This window comes from Rhizobium sp. H4, from assembly GCF_003013335.1.
Classification (GTDB): Bacteria; Pseudomonadota; Alphaproteobacteria; order Rhizobiales; family Rhizobiaceae; genus Rhizobium; species Rhizobium sophoriradicis.
In genome coordinates, this window is record NZ_PSOW01000003.1 from 337,386 (window position 1) to 355,417 (window position 18,032).

Genomic DNA, 18,032 nt, shown 5'->3' on the forward strand with positions numbered 1-18,032 from the left:
GATATTGCATGTGCGGAATTGTGGGGATCGTCGGAACTCAGCCCGTTGCCGGGCGCCTGGTCGATGCGCTGAAGCGTCTCGAATATCGCGGTTATGATTCCGCCGGTGTCGCCACCATCCATGAGGGCGTGATGGATCGCCGCCGCGCCGAGGGCAAGCTCTTCAATCTGGAAAAACGCCTCGATGCGGAACCGCTGCCGGGTTTGGTCGGAATCGCCCATACGCGCTGGGCGACCCACGGCGTGCCGAACGAAACCAATGCCCATCCGCATTTCGTCGAAGGCGTCGCCGTCGTCCATAACGGCATCATCGAGAACTTCTCCGAGCTTCGCGACGAACTGACCGCGGACGGCTCGGTCTTCGAAACCCAGACCGACACCGAGGTCGTCGCCCAGCTGATGGCAAAATATCTGCGCGAGGGCTTCGAGCCGCGCGCCGCCATGCTGAAAATGCTGAACCGGGTGACCGGCGCCTATGCGCTGGCCGTCATGCTCAAGGCCGATCCCGGCACGATCATGGCCGCCCGTTCCGGTCCGCCGCTTGCCGTCGGCTACGGCCGCGGCGAGATGTTCCTCGGCTCGGATGCCATCGCGCTCTCGCCCTTCACCAACGAAATCACCTATCTCGTCGACGGCGACTGCGCCGTCATCACCCGCGATAGCGTCTCGGTGCTGGATTTTACCGGCAAGCCGGTCGAGCGCGCCCGGCAGATCTCGCAGGCGACCGCTTATGTCGTCGACAAGGGCAATCACCGCCACTTCATGGAAAAGGAAATCTACGAGCAGCCGGAGGTCATCTCCCATGCGCTCAGCCACTATGTCGATTTCGCCGAGAACACGATCGGCGCCAATGCCGCGGCGATCGACTTCAAAGCGGCGACCGGCTTGGCGATCTCGGCCTGTGGCACCGCCTATCTCGCCGGCCTTGTCGGCAAATACTGGTTCGAGCGCTATGCCCGCCTGCCGGTCGAGATCGACGTCGCCTCGGAATTCCGCTACCGCGAAATGCCGCTTTCGCCGACGCAGGCGGCCCTCTTCATCTCGCAGTCCGGCGAAACCGCCGACACGCTGGCATCGCTGCGTTACTGCCGCGACAACGGCCTGAAGATCGGCGCCGTCGTCAATGTCCGCGAATCGACTATGGCGCGCGAATCCGACGCCGTGTTCCCGATCATGGCAGGCCCGGAAATCGGCGTCGCCTCGACCAAGGCCTTCACCTGCCAGCTCGCCGTGCTGGCGTCGCTGGCGATCGGTGCCGGCAAGGCGCGCGGCACGGTCAGCGCCGAAGAGGAGAGGGCGCTGGTGCGGCATCTCGCCGAAATGCCGCGCATCATGAGCCGGGTGCTGAACCTCATCCAGCCGCAGATGGAAAGCCTGTCGCGGGAACTGTCGAAATGCAAGGACGTGCTCTATCTCGGCCGCGGCACCAGCTTCCCGCTCGCCATGGAAGGCGCGCTGAAGCTCAAGGAAATCTCCTATATCCACGCCGAGGGTTATGCCGCCGGCGAATTGAAGCACGGGCCGATCGCGCTGATCGACGAGAACATGCCTGTTATCGTCATTGCTCCCTATGACCGCTTCTTCGAAAAGACCGTCTCCAACATGCAGGAGGTCGCAGCCCGCGGCGGCCGCATCGTCTTCATCACCGACGAAGCCGGTGCCGCCGCCTCGAAACTGCCGACCATGGCGACGATTACCCTGCCTGTCGTCGACGAAATCATCGCGCCGATGATCTTCTCGCTGCCGATCCAGCTGCTCGCCTATCATACGGCCGTCTTCATGGGCACCGACGTCGATCAGCCGCGCAATCTCGCGAAATCCGTGACCGTGGAATAAGCCTTTTGGACCGGGGTCTTCGCCCCGAAACATATTGTGCGACGCCCCGAATTCTGGCAATTTTGGGATGCGGACAAGGGGGAAGGGCCGGCGTTCCGGCCCGTCCAGGACTGAGATGGAGTTCATCAGGAAACGATGGCCGACAACGCCCCCAGAATGCCGGTCGCGACCCGGCTGAGGAACAATTTTCTCGCAGGCCTGATCATCTGCGCGCCGATCGCCATTACCATCTGGCTGACCTGGACCTTCATCCATTGGTCGGACAGCTGGGTCAGGCCCTATATTCCGGCGCGCTGGAATCCGGAAAGCTATCTCAATTTCGCCATTCCCGGCTTCGGCCTGCTGATCGCCATCGTGCTGATCACCGTCGTCGGTTTCCTCGGCAAGAACCTCATCGGCCAGAGCATCGTCCGTTTCGGCGAATCGATTGTCCAGCGCATGCCGCTAGTGCGCACGATCTACAGAAGCGTGAAGCAGATTTTCGAAACCGTGCTGAAGGAGCAGTCGAACTCCTTCAAGAAGGTCGGGCTTATTGAATATCCAGGCCCCGGCCTCTGGGCGCTGGTCTTCGTCGCAACCGACGCCAAGGGCGAGATCGCCTCGAAGTTCAATGCCATGGGCCAGGATATGGTCGCCGTCTTCCTGCCGCCGACGCCGGTGCCGACGGCCGGCTTCCTGATCTTCGTGCCGCGCGAAAAGATCGTGATGCTCGACATGAGCCCGGAGGACGCCGCCAAGTTCCTGATCTCAGGCGGCCTCGTCGCCCCCGAACACAAGCCGTCCGAGCCGAAGCAGAAGCATCTGCCGCGGCCGAAGCCGGTGGCGGTGTCCAAGGCGGATTGATGCATATCGCCCAAAAGTGTTTGGCGCTTTGAGATAACGACATGCATGGAAAGAAGATTGAAGCGCCGCGGCGCGATTTATCCTGCTCTTAAGAACCGGATCGCCTCGTCGCGGCGGAACAGGTAGAGCAGCGTGCGGATCGCCTGTCCTCTGTCGCTGGTCAACTCCGGATCGCGCTCGATGAGATAGGCCGCATCCTTGCGGGCAATTTCCAGCAGGTCGGCATGCGCCTCGAGGCTGGCGATACGAAAACCCGGCGTGCCGGACTGCCGGGTGCCGAGCAGCTCGCCTTCGCCGCGCAGCTTCAGATCCTCCTCGGCGATGCGGAATCCGTCCTCCGTTTCCCGCATGATCGAAAGCCTGGCATGGCCAGTCTCGCCGAGCGGCCCCTTGTAGAGCAGGATGCAGGTCGACGCTTCGTCGCCGCGTCCGACCCGGCCGCGCAGCTGGTGCAATTGCGCCAGGCCGAAGCGTTCGGCATGTTCGATCACCATGATCGTCGCATCCGGCACGTCGACTCCGACTTCGACGACAGTGGTGGCGACGAGCAGCCGGCTCTCGCCGTTCTTGAACGCCATCATCGCCGCATCCTTCTCCGGCCCGCTCATGCGGCCGTGGATGAGGCCGATATCGGGGCCGAGTGCGACAACAAGTGTCGCATGCCGCTCCTCGGCCGACATCAGGTCGAGCTCTTCGGACTCTTCGACCAGCGGGCAGATCCAGTAGGCCTTCTTGCCCTCGGCAAGCGCGCTCTGCAGCCGGCCGACGATCTCGCCGGTGCGCTCCATCGGCACGGTGATCGTCTGGATCGGCTTGCGGCCGGCCGGCTTTTCCGTGAGCTTGGAAACGTCCATGTCGCCGAAGGCGGCAAGCACCAGCGTGCGCGGGATCGGCGTCGCCGTCATCACAAGCATGTGCGGCGAGATGCCCTTGGCCGTCAGCCTGAGCCGCTGATGCACGCCGAAACGGTGCTGCTCGTCGACGACGGCCAGCATGAGGTTGGCGTAAGATACAGTATCCTGGAACAGCGCATGGGTGCCGATGATGACCTGCGCCGCACCCGAGGCGATGCGCTCCAGGATCTCCTCCCGCTCGCGTCCCTTGGTGCGCCCGGTCAACACCTCGATGCCGAGCCCGGCGGAGGCGGCGAATTTCGAGATCGTCGCGTGGTGCTGGCGCGCCAGGATTTCGGTCGGCGCCATCAGAACGGCCTGGCCGCCGCTCTCGATCACCGCCGCCATCGACATCAACGCCACCAGCGTCTTGCCGGAACCGACATCGCCCTGCAGCAGCCGCAGCATGCGCTCGTTGCCGGCCATGTCATTCAAAATGTCGGCGATCGCCTCGTTCTGGCTTGATGTGGGTGAGAAGGGCAGCGCCTTCAGGATCTTGCCGCTGACCGCACCCGTCGCCTGCACAGGCTGGCCCGCCACCTTGCGCAGCCGCTGGCGCACCAGGCTCAGCGACAGCTGGCCGGCGAGGAACTCATCATAGGCGAGCCGCCGCCGCGCCGGGGCTTGCGGGTCGATATCGGCGGGGTCGCGCGGCTCGTGCAGCATATGGAAACTGTCGCGGATCGACGGCAGGCCCTGCTTCTGCGCCAGCGCCGAGTTGATCCATTCCGGCAGCTCGGGAAATCGCGGCAGGGCGGCATCGATGATCTTGCGCAATGTCTTCGGTGAAAGCCCCGCCGTCAGCGGATAGATCGGCTCAACCAGCGGCAGGTTCTCCGCTTCCTCCGCTCTGACGATATAGTCCGGATGCACCATCGAGGCGCGGCCGTTGAACCAGTCGACCTTGCCGCTGACCGTCACCTCGGCATCAACAGGCAGCTGCTTTTCCAGCCAAGCCGCTTGGCCGCGGAAGAAGACCAGCGTCAGTTCGCCGGTCTCGTCATGCAGGAAGACGCGATAGGGCACATTGGTCTTGCCGCGCGGCGGAACCTGGTGGCGGTCGACGCGGGCGGTTATCGTCACGATCGCACCCTGCGGCGACAAGGCGATTCCCGGCTGATTGCGCCGGTCGATCAGCGAGAAGGGCGCGTGGAAGAGGAGATCGATGACCCGGCAATCCTCCGGCGTCTCGCGACCGAGCAGCTTGACCAGCAGTTCGGCGATCTTCGGGCCGACGCCCGGAAGGCCCGAAATGGGGGAAAACAGCGGATCGAGAATGGCGGGGCGCATGCGGTCAAAATGCGATGAACAATGCGGCCTTGGCAAGGCTGACAAGCCGCTTTCGAGTGGCTATAGAGGCGCATCAACAGGAAGGTAATGCCATGACAGGTGTCACGCTCACGAGTGCCGGTCTCGACCCGCGCCGCCGCCGCATCCTTTTCCGCTGCTGGCATCGAGGCATCCGCGAGATGGATCTGGTCTTCGGCCAGTTCGCCGAAGCCGAGATCGCGACGCTTTCGGACGCCGAGCTCGACGAGTTCGAGACGATCATGGCCGAAGAGGATAATGACCTGCTCCGCTGGATCATGGGAACCTGGCCGGTGCCAGAGCGTTTCCAGACACCGATGTTTGCCCGCCTTGCCGCCTATACGCCCGATTTCGACAAGCCCCTCAGGACGCCGGAATGATCCCTGGTTTCGATGCGAAGAAGCTTGCGGCCATTGCCGAGCCGCTGACGATCGGCAATGTGCCTGCCGGCCTCGAACCGCTGCTGCTCGCCGAACTCGCCCGCACGGGAGAGCCGGTCGCCTATGTCATGTCAGACGGCCACCGCATGGCCGATCTCGAGCAGATGCTGGGCTTCGTCGCCCCCGACATTCCGGTTCTCACCCTGCCGGCCTGGGACTGTCTGCCCTATGACCGCGTCTCGCCGAGCGCCGATACCTCGGCCCGCCGGCTTGCGGCACTCGGCGGCCTCATCGCCCACCGGAAAAAGCCGCATGCGGCCATCGTGCTCGTCACCGCCAATGCCATGCTGCAGAAGGTGGCGCCGCATGATGTCATCGAAAGCCTGAGCTTTTCGGCCCGACCCGGCAACCAGCTGCGCATGGACGATCTCGCGGGGCGCCTGGAGCGCAACGGCTTCGATCGCGTTGCGACCGTTCGCGAGGTCGGCGAATATGCCGTGCGCGGCGGCATTCTCGACGTCTTCGTGCCGGGTTCGGAAGAGCCGGTCCGCCTCGATTTCTTCGGCGATACGCTGGAATCGATCCGCAGCTTCGATCCGGCGAGCCAACGCACGACGGGTCAGGTGCGCTCGCTCGATCTCAACCCGATGAGCGAGGTGACGCTGACGCCGGATACGATCAGCCGCTTCCGCAAGAATTACCTCTCGGCTTTCGGCGCGACGACCCGTGATGACGCGCTCTATCTCGCCGTCTCCGAAGGCCGCCGTTATCCCGGCATGGAGCATTGGCTGCCGTTCTTCTACGAGAAGCTCGATACCGTCTTCGATTATCTCAGCGGCTTCCGAGTCGTCACCGACCACACCGTGCGGGAGGCGGCGGAGGAACGCTCCAAGCTCGTCCTCGATTATTTCGATGCCCGCCTGAATTCCGGCCAGCCGTCCAAGGGTCAGATGGCGCAGGGCACACCCTACAAGCCGGTGGCGCCGGGGCAGCTCTACCTGGACAGCAAGCTTTTCGCCAAGACTCTCGACGCGCTCGGCGCGATCCGCATCAGCCCCTTCAACGAGATAGAGGGCGAGGCGAGGCGGGTCGTCAATATCGAGGCCCGCCAGGGCCAGCGCTGGGCCCGCTCGAATGCCGAAGGCGGCGGCGATGCCGAACGCGTCAATATCTTCGACGTCGTCGTCAAGCATATCGCCGACCGACGCGCCGACGGGGCGAAGGTGCTGGTCACCGCCTGGACCGAAGGTTCGCTGGAGCGCCTGCTGCAGGTGCTGAACGAGCACGGCTTGGAAAAGGTGAAGCCGGTCGAGGCGCTGAAGGATCTCGCGGCGCTGGGCAAAGGCGAGGCCGCCGCCGCCGTGCTCAATCTCGAATCCGGCTTCGAGGCCGGTGATCTCGTCGTCATCGGCGAGCAGGATATTCTCGGCGACCGCATGGTGCGCCGCTCCAAGCGCCGCAAGCGCGCCGCCGATTTCATCGCCGAGGTCGCCGGCCTCGACGAAGGCTCGATCGTCGTCCATGCCGAACACGGCATCGGCCGCTTCATCGGCCTCAAGACCATCGAGGCGGCGGGCGCCCCGCATGCCTGCCTCGAACTGCAATATGCCGATGAGGCCAAACTCTTCCTGCCGGTCGAAAACATCGACCTGCTCTCGCGCTACGGCGGCGAGGGCACCGACGCCCAGCTCGACAAGCTCGGCGGCGGCGCGTGGCAGATGCGCAAGGCCAAGCTCAAGAAGCGCCTGCTCGACATGGCCGATGCGCTGATCCGTATCGCCGCCGAGCGCCTGACGCGCCATGCGCCCGTTCTGACGACGCCGGACGGCCTTTACGACGAATTTGCCGCCCGCTTCCCCTATGATGAGACCGAGGACCAGGATAACGCCATCGACGCGGTGCGCTCCGATCTGGGCGCCGGCCGGCCGATGGATCGTCTCGTCTGCGGTGACGTCGGTTTCGGCAAGACCGAAGTGGCACTGCGCGCCGCCTTCGTCGCCGCGATGAATGGCGTCCAGGTTGCCATCGTCGTGCCGACGACACTGCTCGCGCGCCAGCATTTCAAAACCTTTTCCGAGCGCTTCCGCGGCCTGCCGGTGCGCATCCAGCAGGCCTCACGCCTGGTTGGCGCCAAGGAGCTGGCGCTGACCAAGAAGGAAGTGGCGGAAGGGAAGACCGATATTGTCGTCGGCACCCATGCGCTGCTCGGCGCCGGCATCAAATTTGCCAATCTCGGCCTGCTCGTCATCGACGAGGAGCAGCATTTCGGCGTCAAGCACAAGGAGCGGCTAAAGGAGCTGAAGAGCGACGTGCACGTGCTGACGCTGTCGGCCACACCGATCCCGCGCACGCTGCAGCTTGCCATGACCGGCGTGCGCGAACTGTCGCTGATCACCACGCCGCCGGTCGATCGCATGGCGGTGCGCACCTTCATCTCGCCTTTCGACAGCCTGGTCATCCGCGAGACGCTGATGCGCGAGCACTATCGCGGCGGCCAGAGTTTTTACGTCTGCCCGAGGCTTGCCGATCTCGCCGATGTGCACGCCTTCCTGCAGTCCGATGTGCCGGAGCTGAAGGTTGCCGTGGCGCATGGTCAAATGCCGGCCGGCGAACTCGAAGATATCATGAACGCCTTTTATGAAGGCCGTTACGACGTGCTGTTGTCGACCACCATCGTCGAATCCGGCCTCGACGTGCCGACAGCCAACACGTTGATCGTTCACCGCGCCGATATGTTCGGCCTTGCCCAGCTCTATCAGTTGCGCGGTCGCGTCGGACGCTCGAAGGTGCGCGCCTTCGCACTCTTCACCCTGCCTGTGAACAAGGTGCTGACGCCGACGGCAGATCGCCGCCTCAAGGTGCTGCAGTCGCTCGATACGCTCGGCGCCGGCTTCCAGCTGGCAAGCCACGACCTCGATATCCGCGGCGCTGGCAACCTGCTCGGCGAAGAGCAGTCTGGCCATATCAAAGAGGTTGGCTTCGAACTCTACCAGCAGATGCTGGAAGAAGCGGTCGCCGAGGTGAAGGGCGTCGACGAGATCCACGATACCGGCTGGTCGCCGCAAATCTCGGTCGGCACGACGGTGATGATCCCGGAGGACTACGTTCCCGATCTGCATCTGCGCATGGCGCTTTACCGCCGTCTCGGCGAACTCACCGAGCTCAAGGAGATCGACGGCTTCGGCGCCGAGATGATCGACCGCTTCGGCCCGATGCCGATCGAAGTCCAGCACCTCCTCAAGATCGTCTACATCAAGTCGCTCTGCCGCACCGCCAATGTCGAAAAACTCGATGCCGGCCCGAAGGGCGTCGTCGTGCAGTTCCGCAACAAGGAATTCCCGAACCCGGCAAATCTCGTCGGTTATATAGGCAAGCAGGGTACGATGGCGAAGATCCGCCCCGACCACAGCCTGTTCCTGACCCGCGACCTGCCGACACCGGAAAAACGCCTCCAGGGGGCCGCGGTCATCATGACGCAACTGGCAGAGATGGCGAGATAAACCGAGGGAAAAGGGCATGGCGACATACGGCGCAACAATCGCCTGGCGGCGAAACGGCGAGACCTTCACGGACAACCGCTACAGCCGCGTCCATCGCTGGACGTTCGACGGCGGCATCCAGGTGAGGGCGTCCTCATCGTCGCATGTCGTTCCGCTTCCCTATTCCGCCCAAGACGCCGTCGATCCCGAAGAGGCTTTCGTCGCCTCGCTCTCCAGCTGCCACATGCTCTGGTTCCTGTCGATCGCCGCCAAACAGGGCTTCTGCGTCGACGGCTACACCGATGCCGCCGAGGGCATCATGGAGAAGAATGCCGAAGGCCGCCTCGCCATGACCGTCGTAACGCTCCGCCCGCATGTCGTCTTCTCCGGCGACAAGCAGCCCTCGTTGAGCCAACTCGAAGCGCTGCACCATCGCGCCCACGACGAATGTTTCATCGCCAATTCGGTGAAGACCGAGGTGCGCTGCGTGCCGGTTCTGGGGTAAATCTAGGGCCGTGTCCGGCCTTGCCCTCTGTTAGTTAAGCCCCGATCGCGCCTCGGCCTTCGCCTTGGCGATATCGCGCAGTGCATTCGCCAGCACATCCGGTGTCTGCGCGCCGCTGACGGCATATTGCTGGTCGAAGATGAAGAAGGGCACGCCGTTGACGCCCATTTCCTGCGCCGCCTTGATTTCGGCACCGATCAGATCACGATCGGCGTCGGAGGCGAGCAGCGAGGCGATGACCGAACGGTCTAGGCCGGCCTTTTCGCCGATATCGAGCAGCACCGCGTGGTCGCCGACATTGCGGCCTTCTTCGAAGTTGGCCTTGAACAAGGCGGCGACGACCCGGTCCTGCGCCTCGCGTCCTTCGATCATCGCCCAGTGGATTAGCCGATGGGCATCGAGCGTATTTGGGCCGATCTTGATCGCCTCGAAATCGAAGGCAATGCCGACTTCGCGGCCGAGATCGGTCAGCATCTTGTGGGCCTGCGCCACACGCTCCTCGCCGCCGAGCTTCTCGGCCAGTGCCTTCATCTGGTCGACGCCCTCCTTGGGATAGTCGGGATTGAGTCGGTACGGCCGCCAGTTGATGTCGACGCCGATCTCGTCCTGCACCTCGGCGATGGCGAGTTCCAGCCGCGCCTTGCCTAGATAGCACCAGGGGCAGACGACATCCGAGACCACGTCGATGGTGATGCGCTCCATGATCGTTTTCCTTATTCTCTGTGTCTCCGGAGGAGACATCGGGCCGAGGCGTTCGGCCGCTTCTATTGCGCGCTTGTATCCCACCATATCGGCAGCTGATAGCCATAAAGCGGAACCCTCTCGGGATGGCCGATGCGTTTGCTGCGCGCCACCCACTGCTGGTCCATGTGATAGAGCGGCAGCACATAGTGGCTCGAGAGCAGCAGCCGGTCGTAGGAGCGAACCGCCGCGGTGAATTCTTCCGCCGAGCGCGCCCTCAGCAGATGGTCGATCAGCGTGTCGAGATCGGGATCGTTGGCGCCGGCAAAGCTGTCCGAGCCCTCGCGCGTGCGGGCAGCCGAAGACCATCGGCCGAGCTGCTCGTTTCCAGGTGACAGCGAAGAGGTAAAGGACTTCATGATCATGTCGTAATCGAAGCTGTTCGTTCGGCTCTGATATTGCGAATCATCGACCGTGCGAATCGACGCCGCGATGCCGATCGCCTGTAGCGAACGCTGGTAAGCGACGGCGAGCTTCTCCTGGTCGGCATTCTGCGTCATGATTTCAAAAGCGAGTTGCCGCCCCGAGGCATCGGCCATCTTGCCGCCCTGGATCGTATAGCCGCCCTGTTTCAACTGCGCGACCGCCTGTTTCAGTACATTGCGGTCGCGGCCGGAGCCGTCGGTAACCGGCAGCTTGTAGGTGCCGTCGAGAATCGCGGGCGCGATCTTGTCCTTGATCGGTCCGAGTAGCGCAAGCTCCGCGGCATTGGCGGGCACGCCGAAGCTCGAAAGCTCGGAATTCTGCCAGAAGCTCTGCGTGCGCTTGTAGGCGCCGGAATAGAGGTTCTTGTTCGCCCATTCGAAATCGAACACCAGCGACAGGCCTTCACGCACTTTCGGATCGGCAAAGATCGGCCGGCGCGTGTTGAAGACGAAGCCGAGCATGCCGCTCGGCAGTTTCGGCGTGAACACATCCTTGATGATAGCCCCGGAGGTGACCGCGGGGAAGTTATAGGCATTGGCCCAGTGACCGGGATTGCCGTCGGGATAGATGTCGACATCGCCCTTTTTGAAGGCTTCGAACAAGGTCGTGTCCTGCAAATAATACTGGACAGTGATCTGATCGTAATTGTCGGTGCCGACCTTGGCAGGAATGTCCTTGCCCCAGTAATTCGGGTCGCGCTCATAGGTGATACTTTCGCCGGGCTTGACCACCTTCACCTTGTAGGGGCCGGAACCGACCGGCGGCGTCAGCGATGTGCGATCAAAGGTTTCGGGATCGATCGCATGTTTCGGCAGCACCGGGAAAAGGCCGAAAATCAAAGGCGTCTCTCGGTCGGCCTTGTCATTGAAGGTAAAGCGCACGCTGTGTTCGCCGACCTTCTCCATCTTGGCGACGACCTTGAGGCGGTTGGCGAAAGGGACGCGGCCCCTGTCACGCAACAGCTCGAAGCTGAACATCACATCCTCGGGCGTTACCGGCTGACCGTCGGACCATTTTGCCTTCGGATTGAGGTTGAACTGAATGAAGCTCCTGTCGTCGTCCCATTCGACGGTCTGGGCAAGCAGGCCGTAAAGCGTGAAGGGCTCGTCCCTGGAGCGCTGCATTAGCGATTCGTAGACGAGGTTGCCGTAGTCCGGGTCCCACATGCCGCGTGCTGTCGTGCGCATGCTCTTCAGAATGAATGGATTGAGGTTGTCGAAGGTGCCGACGACGCCATAAGTGATCTTGCCGCCCTTCTTGACGTCGGGATTGACGTAAGGGAAGTGCTTGTAGTCAGGCGGCAGAGCCGGCGCGCCATGCATCGCGATTCCATGCAACGGCTCGGCGGCAACAGTGCCGCACAGCAGCGAGAGGACGAGCGGGACGACGATCCGGAGCATTCGGCAATCCTTGATCCGTGAAAGGGCATGATTCACCGCGAGATTAACATCTGGTCGACCGATTCCAACACGTGAGAGCCATTTCTTTGGCGTGGCGGCGAAATTGCTCGTTAAATTGCCAAAGAAAAGCTGGATATCTTGAACGCTGCGATGTAACAGGTGAACCCGAAGTTTCGGGGTCATGCATTTGCCTCATTTTTCCATGAGGTGGAGTGCCGAATGACCCGATGGTTGGGGCGGCAGGTCGCTGCCCCGAACGGATATCAGGAGACGGAATTCGTTATGATGTTCAAGTCTGAAAAGAAAATGCGGGCAGCACTGTCCGTTCTGGCAGTGATGTTCGGCGCCGCTTCGGCTCCGGTCTCCTCCTTCGCTCAGGATGCTGCGGCACAGGGCCCAGCCCAGGGCGTCGGCGCTCCCAAGCTCGGTTGGTACAAGACCTGCAGCAAGCAGGAAGACAACGACATCTGTGTCGTCCAGAACCTGATCCTCGCCAATGGCGGCCAGCTCGTCACGGCCGTCGGCCTGATCTCGGTCTCCGGCAAGATCAACCGCAAGCTCTTGCAGGTTTCCGTTCCGACCGCACGCCTGATTCCCCCCGGCATCATGATGCAGATCGATGGCGGCAAGGGTCAGAAGCTCGATTATGCCGTCTGCCTGCCGGACAAGTGCACCGCCGAAATCCCGCTGACCGACGCGATGATCGCCAGCTTGAAGAAGGGCAGCGACGTGATCTTCACGTCGATCAATTTCCGCCGCGCCCCGAACCCGATCAAGATCTCGCTCGAAGGCTTCACCGGCGCTTATGACGGCGAACCGGTCACCGAAAACAAGCTCGCCGAAAGCCAGCGCAGCCTGCAGGAAGGCATGCAGAAGAAGGCTGACGAAGCCCGCAAGAAACTGGAAGAGGCCCAGAAGGCAGCCAAGGCGCAGTAATCCTGCCGCCGTATCGAATCGAAACCCGGCTTCAGGCCGGGTTTTTTATTGGCCAACAGTTGTCTCGGTTTGGCTTTGCGCCTCGGTTGTGTGTTCGTGCTCTGGATATGCCCTTCACCCTAACCCTCTTGCCTTAAACGGGCGAGGGGACGTGCCCTGCGCGAGGTAAGTGGGAACCGACACGCGGCCTGCTCCCTTCGCCCCGTCAGAACGGGGAGAAGGTGGCGGCAGCCGGAAGAGGGGCTTCCCAATGAAAAGCAAAAAGCCGGATCTGATAACAAAAGAAAAAGGCCTCGCTGGGAGAGGCGAGGCCTTGTTCAATGATCGGTACGTCTGACCTTAGTGGGCGAAGCTCATCTTGGGTTTGAACTGCCCTGATGGGGCTTGGTCGAAAATCTGGTAGACCTGCTGATTGCGAAGGGGCGTGCCGCTTTCGTCATTCACCAGGTTCTGCTCGGAGACATAGGCGACGTATTCGCTTTCGTCATTCTCGGCGAGCAGATGGTAGAATGGCTGGTCCTTGCTGGGGCGCACCTCGGCGGGAATGGAATTCCACCACTCCTCCGTATTCGCGAACTCCGGATCAACGTCGAAGATGACGCCGCGAAACGGGAATACCTTGTGCCGGACCACTTCGCCGATACTGAACTTTGCTACTCTTTCTTTCATGGTACGACTTCCTTTCATCACCGAATTTGGTGATTGGTGTCGTGCAAATCAAGATTTTTGCACTTGTCCGTCACATGAACGTCATATCCTCCTTCTGCCGTTCATGACCTGGGAAGGTGAAAGCCCCGGCGAACCGGGACTTTCAATATTGCAGCCGATCAGGCTGAGTAATACATGTCGTATTCGACCGGGTGCGGCGTCATTTCGAAACGCATCACCTCTGCCATCTTCAGCTCGATGAAGGCATCGATCTGATCGTCGTCGAAGACACCGCCGGCCGTCAGGAACTTGCGGTCCTTGTCGAGGCTTTCGAGCGCTTCGCGCAACGAGCCGCAGACGGTCGGGATCTTCTTCAATTCCTTCGGCGGCAGGTCGTAAAGATCCTTGTCCATGGCCTTGCCGGGATGGATCTTGTTCTTGATACCGTCGAGGCCGGCCATCAGCATGGCGGCGAAGGCGAGGTAGGGGTTGGCGGTCGGATCCGGGAAGCGGACTTCGACACGCTTGGCCTTGGGATTAGAGCCGAACGGAATACGGCAGGAGGCCGAGCGGTTGCGGGCCGAATAGGCGAGCAGTACCGGCGCTTCATAACCCGGCACCAGACGCTTGTAGGAGTTGGTCGACGGGTTGGTGAAGGCGTTGATCGCCTTGGCATGCTTGATGATGCCGCCTATATAATAGAGGCAGCTCTCCGAGAGACCGGCATATTCGTCGCCGGCAAAGGTCGGCTTGCCGCCCTTCCAGATCGACTGGTGCACGTGCATGCCCGAACCATTGTCGCCGAAGATCGGCTTCGGCATGAAGGTCGCCGTTTTGCCGTAGGCGTTTGCCACCTGGTGCACGACGTATTTGTAGATCTGCATCTTGTCGGCGTTGCGCACCAGCGTGTCGAACTTGATGCCGAGTTCGTGCTGGGCGGCTGCCACTTCATGGTGATGCTTTTCGACGACGACGCCCATTTCGGAGAGAACCGTAAGCATTTCCGAACGCATATCCTGGGCGCTGTCGACCGGCGGAACCGGGAAATAGCCGCCCTTGACGCGGGGACGATGGCCAAGGTTGCCGGTTTCGTAATCGGTGTCGTCGTTCGACGGCAGTTCGGTCGAATCCAGCTTGAAGCCGGTATTGTAGGGATCGGCCTTGTACTTGACGTCGTCGAAAACGAAGAATTCGGCTTCCGGGCCGACGAAGATTGTGTCGCCGATGCCGGAGGCCTTGAGATAGGCTTCGGCCTTCTTGGCGGTGCCGCGCGGATCGCGATTATACGCCTCGCCGGAGACCGGATCGAGGATGTCGCAGACGATGACCATGGTCGACTGGGCGAAGAATGGGTCCATATGCACCGTTTCGGTATCGGGCATCAGCACCATGTCGGACTCGTTGATGGCCTTCCAGCCACCGATCGAGGAGCCGTCGAACATCACGCCGTCGGCGAACATGTCTTCGTCGACGACGGCAACGTCCATCGTCACGTGCTGCAACTTGCCCTTCGGATCGGTGAAACGCAGATCGACGAACTTCACGTCGTTTTCCTGGATCTGCTTCAGAATTTCGCTTGCGGTCGCCATTAAATACCTTCCTCCAATTTGCAATGACAATAGGTGGGCGCGGTGACGGTATCGGACTTTGCGCGGTAGGCAAAGTGGTCAGATGGCATCGATGCCGGTCTCGCCGGTGCGGATGCGGATAACCTCTTCGACATTGGAGACGAAGATCTTTCCGTCGCCGATGCGGCCGGTTTGCGCCGCCTTGCGGATCGCGTCGATGACGGCCTCCGCGTTTTCGTCGGCCAGCACGACCTCGACTTTCACCTTCGGCAGGAAATCGACGACATATTCGGCACCGCGGTAGAGTTCCGTGTGGCCCTTCTGACGACCGAAGCCCTTGGCTTCCGTGACTGTGATACCCTGGAGGCCGACTTCCTGAAGGGCTTCCTTCACTTCGTCCAGCTTGAAAGGCTTAATGATCGCTTCGATCTTTTTCATGAGAAAATGCTCTCCGCTTCTCCCGTTATGGCAGGATGTTTCCCGCTCGCCGAATATGATGCAGATATCGTGCCAGTTTGAAATCCGTCTTTTCGAAAAAATACGCCGATTCTGTCAAAACCGGCGCGTTTGCGGGGCATTCGATATGGTTTTGGTGATGGAAAAGTGAAAAAACATGGCCTCCCGCCCAAAATCAGATCGAAAACCGCGAAAGTCACATTTTCCGGTGGTTGCCAAAGCAGATCTCGATTCGGTGAAAAGATAGGCAAATGCATAAAATAAGGGCTTCCGCTGGACGGTTCATGCGGTTGTTTTTTGAGCGTTTTTTGAATTGAATAGGCTGATGAGCAAACATCTCTCCGACCTTCTCCTTACGCCAGCCGAAATGGCAGCCGTCGATGCGGCTGCCGCCGCGTCGGGCATCGACTCCTTCGGTCTGATGGAACGAGCGGGGGCTGCGGTCGCCGCTGCCGCGCTGAGGCTTTACCCGGCTGCTCTGCGTTTCGTCGTGCTCTGCGGCCCGGGCAACAATGGCGGCGACGCCTATGTCGCGGCAAGGCATCTGCAGGAAGGCGGAGCGACAGTGGCGCTTTTCCATCTCGGCGATCCCTCCGGGCTGAAAGGCTACGCCGCCCGCGCTCGGGCCGGCTGTGCGCTTCAGGGTCAGGGGCTCGAGCTCTACCGGCCCGAAAGCGGCGATGTCGTCGTCGACGGCCTGTTCGGCGCGGGGCTCGCACGCGCGGTGCCGGCCGCTGTCCGCACGGTGGTCGAGCAGGTCGCCGAGGCCGACATCCCCGTGCTTGCCATCGACCTGCCCTCCGGCCTCGACGGCCGCACGGGTAAGGTGCTGGGCGCAGCCTTCGGCGCTCGCAACACCATCACTTTCATGACACGCAAGCCCGGCCATCTCTTGATGCCGGGCAGGGAGCTTTGCGGCGAGCTGGCGGTCTTCGATATCGGCATTCCCGCCCGCATCATCAGGGCCGAGGCAGGCGGTCTGATTGCCGAGAACAAGCCGGATGCCTGGAAGGCCGCGCTGCCGCCCGAGCAGCTGGAGACCCACAAATACAAGCGCGGCCATCTGGTCGTCTTTTCGGGCGACGCCGACAAGACGGGTGCCGCGCGCATGTCGGCGGCCTCCGGCCTGAGGGCTGGCGCCGGCCTGGTGACCATCGCAGCGCCCCATGCGGCAATGGCCGCCAATGCCGCCCATCTCACAGCCGTCATGCTGCATGCGATCGACGGCGAGGCCGAACTCGAAGACTGGCTGTCCGACTCCCGGCTGCAGACTTTCGTCCTCGGCCCCGGTTTCGGCATCGGCGCCAGGGCGCGCGCCTATGTCACTGCCCTTGCCGATCGCCGGCTGGTTCTCGACGCCGACGGCATCTCCTCGTTCAAGGACGATCCGCAACAGCTCTTCGATCTGTTCCAAGGCGAGCCGCGCCTGGTGCTGACGCCGCACGAGGGCGAATTTTCGCGGCTATTTCCTGAGATCGGCGGCGACGATGCGCTGGGCAAGGTCGACAAGGCGCTCGCCGCCGCCCGCCGCGCCAATGCCGCGATCGTCTATAAGGGCGCCGACACCGTCATCGCCTCACCGGACGGCCGCGCGCTGATCAATACCAATGCGCCGGCCTGGCTTGCGACCGCCGGTTCAGGCGATGTGCTCGCCGGCATCATCGGAGGACTGCTTGCGCAGGGCCTGCCGGCCTTCGAGGCGGCAGCCGCCGGCGTCTGGCTGCATGGAGAGGCAGGCCGCCGCGCCGGCAAAGGTCTGACAGCGGAAGATCTCGCAACGGCGGTACTGCCGTTGTAACTCGATTTATTTCGTCAGCAATTTCTGCAGGGCGATCGCCCCATGCGGTGCGTTCACCTTGCCCTCATGGATCATGAAGGCGAAGACGTCGCGCGGCTCGACCTTGATCTTGCGGTCTTTATCGATCAGCGGTAGGTCGTCAGGAACCTTGCCTTCCGCCCAGGTCTCGAGCCGGTCCGCCCAGGCCTTCAGGTCCTTGTCGGGATAGCAGGTCGCAATATCGTCCGATCCCTTCTGCAGCCTGGCATAGATGAAAACGGCCGTGACGTCGGCAATCATCGGATATTCGAAATGTTCGGCGCAAACCGGCGCCACGCCGTATTTGGCAAGCAGGGCGACGAATTCCGGCACCTTGAAGGAATCGTGCCGGACCTCGACAACGTGGCGAAGCGCCAGCCCGTCCTGTTTTGCCGGCAGCAGCTTCAGGAAGGCTTCGAAGTCTTCCGGATCGAACTTCTTCGTCGGCGCGAACTGCCAGAGCAGCGGCCCGAGATGGTCGCCGAGTTCACTGATCCCGGATGTCAGAAAGCGCTCCATCGATTCCCCAGCCTCAGCGAGCACCCGCCGATTGGTGACGAACCGCGTCGCCTTCAGCGAAAAGATGAAGCCGTCGGGCACATCGGCCGCCCATTTCGCAAAGACCGCCGGCTTCTGAGTGCTGTAATAGGTGCCATTGACCTCGATGACCTTCAGCTGGCGGCTGGCATAATGCAGCTCGTCCTTCTGTTTGAGATCATCGGGAAAGAAATGCCCGCGCCAGGGCTCGAAGGTCCAGCCGCCGATGCCAGTGCGGATAGTGCCGGATTTCGTCATGTC

General features: G+C 62.0%; 14 protein-coding genes. 7 read left to right on the top strand and 7 right to left on the bottom strand.

Annotated features, from left to right (window positions below; genetic code table 11):
• Positions 1-8 precede the first annotated feature (8 nt).
• Together glmS and C4N04_RS06580 are read left to right on the top strand one after the other, a co-directional pair.
• Complete coding sequence (glmS, locus tag C4N04_RS06575) at positions 9-1,835, top strand: glutamine--fructose-6-phosphate transaminase (isomerizing) (RefSeq protein ID WP_106795633.1); 1,827 nt, start codon at positions 9-11, stop codon at positions 1,833-1,835.
• Positions 1,836-1,970: 135 nt separating this feature from the next.
• Positions 1,971-2,678, top strand: coding sequence for a DUF502 domain-containing protein (locus C4N04_RS06580; RefSeq protein ID WP_038688880.1), 708 nt, complete (start codon positions 1,971-1,973; stop codon positions 2,676-2,678).
• A 77-nt stretch (positions 2,679-2,755) separates the two neighbouring features.
• On the opposite strand, the gene recG is transcribed toward C4N04_RS06580, so the two are convergent.
• Positions 2,756-4,861: an ATP-dependent DNA helicase RecG gene (gene recG, locus C4N04_RS06585; protein WP_106795634.1), complete on the bottom strand. Its 2,106-nt coding sequence runs from the start codon at positions 4,859-4,861 to the stop codon at positions 2,756-2,758.
• 92 nt (positions 4,862-4,953) lie between these two features.
• Between recG and C4N04_RS06590 the strand changes: the two genes are divergently transcribed.
• From C4N04_RS06590 to C4N04_RS06600, 3 genes are read left to right on the top strand one after another with little or no spacing between them, the layout of a single operon-like run.
• Positions 4,954-5,259: a succinate dehydrogenase assembly factor 2 gene (locus C4N04_RS06590; protein WP_009993873.1), complete on the top strand. Its 306-nt coding sequence runs from the start codon at positions 4,954-4,956 to the stop codon at positions 5,257-5,259.
• Positions 5,256-8,759, top strand: a complete 3,504-nt coding sequence (gene mfd / locus C4N04_RS06595; protein ID WP_077993694.1) for a transcription-repair coupling factor — start codon at positions 5,256-5,258, stop codon at positions 8,757-8,759. Before C4N04_RS06590 ends, mfd begins: the two co-directional genes overlap by 4 nt.
• A 16-nt stretch (positions 8,760-8,775) precedes the next feature.
• The gene (locus tag C4N04_RS06600; protein WP_077993692.1) at positions 8,776-9,243 is read left to right on the top strand and encodes an OsmC family protein; all 468 of its coding nucleotides are present in this window, start codon (positions 8,776-8,778) and stop codon (positions 9,241-9,243) included.
• Positions 9,244-9,273: 30 nt separating this feature from the next.
• Here C4N04_RS06600 and C4N04_RS06605 read toward each other — a convergent pair whose 3' ends face one another.
• Together C4N04_RS06605 and C4N04_RS06610 are read right to left on the bottom strand one after the other, a co-directional pair.
• Complete coding sequence (locus C4N04_RS06605; protein WP_106795635.1) at positions 9,274-9,945, bottom strand: DsbA family oxidoreductase; 672 nt, start codon at positions 9,943-9,945, stop codon at positions 9,274-9,276.
• 62 nt (positions 9,946-10,007) lie between these two features.
• Positions 10,008-11,810: an extracellular solute-binding protein gene (locus C4N04_RS06610; protein WP_106795636.1), complete on the bottom strand. Its 1,803-nt coding sequence runs from the start codon at positions 11,808-11,810 to the stop codon at positions 10,008-10,010.
• A gap of 282 nt (positions 11,811-12,092) precedes the next feature.
• Between C4N04_RS06610 and C4N04_RS06615 the strand changes: the two genes are divergently transcribed.
• On the top strand, positions 12,093-12,746 hold the full coding sequence (locus C4N04_RS06615; RefSeq protein ID WP_038688888.1) for an invasion associated locus B family protein: 654 nt from the start codon (positions 12,093-12,095) through the stop codon (positions 12,744-12,746).
• Between the two features lie 339 nt (positions 12,747-13,085).
• On the opposite strand, the gene hspQ is transcribed toward C4N04_RS06615, so the two are convergent.
• The 3 genes from hspQ to C4N04_RS06630 all read right to left on the bottom strand — a co-directional run bounded on the left by hspQ (position 13,086) and on the right by C4N04_RS06630 (position 15,400).
• Positions 13,086-13,415, bottom strand: a complete 330-nt coding sequence (gene hspQ / locus C4N04_RS06620; RefSeq protein ID WP_009992774.1) for a heat shock protein HspQ — start codon at positions 13,413-13,415, stop codon at positions 13,086-13,088.
• A gap of 158 nt (positions 13,416-13,573) precedes the next feature.
• Positions 13,574-14,983, bottom strand: coding sequence for a type I glutamate--ammonia ligase (gene glnA, locus C4N04_RS06625; RefSeq protein ID WP_038688890.1), 1,410 nt, complete (start codon positions 14,981-14,983; stop codon positions 13,574-13,576).
• Between the two features lie 78 nt (positions 14,984-15,061).
• The gene (locus tag C4N04_RS06630) at positions 15,062-15,400 is read right to left on the bottom strand and encodes a P-II family nitrogen regulator (RefSeq protein WP_003539626.1); all 339 of its coding nucleotides are present in this window, start codon (positions 15,398-15,400) and stop codon (positions 15,062-15,064) included.
• A 343-nt stretch (positions 15,401-15,743) separates the two neighbouring features.
• Here C4N04_RS06630 and C4N04_RS06635 point away from each other — a divergent pair, with 343 nt between their 5' ends.
• Positions 15,744-17,216, top strand: a complete 1,473-nt coding sequence (locus C4N04_RS06635) for an NAD(P)H-hydrate dehydratase (RefSeq protein WP_077993690.1) — start codon at positions 15,744-15,746, stop codon at positions 17,214-17,216.
• Between the two features lie 6 nt (positions 17,217-17,222).
• On the opposite strand, the gene C4N04_RS06640 is transcribed toward C4N04_RS06635, so the two are convergent.
• Positions 17,223-18,029 (bottom strand): DUF72 domain-containing protein, encoded by an 807-nt coding sequence (locus C4N04_RS06640; protein ID WP_106795637.1) that lies wholly within the window; start codon positions 18,027-18,029, stop codon positions 17,223-17,225.
• Between the last annotated feature and the right edge of the window lie 3 nt (positions 18,030-18,032).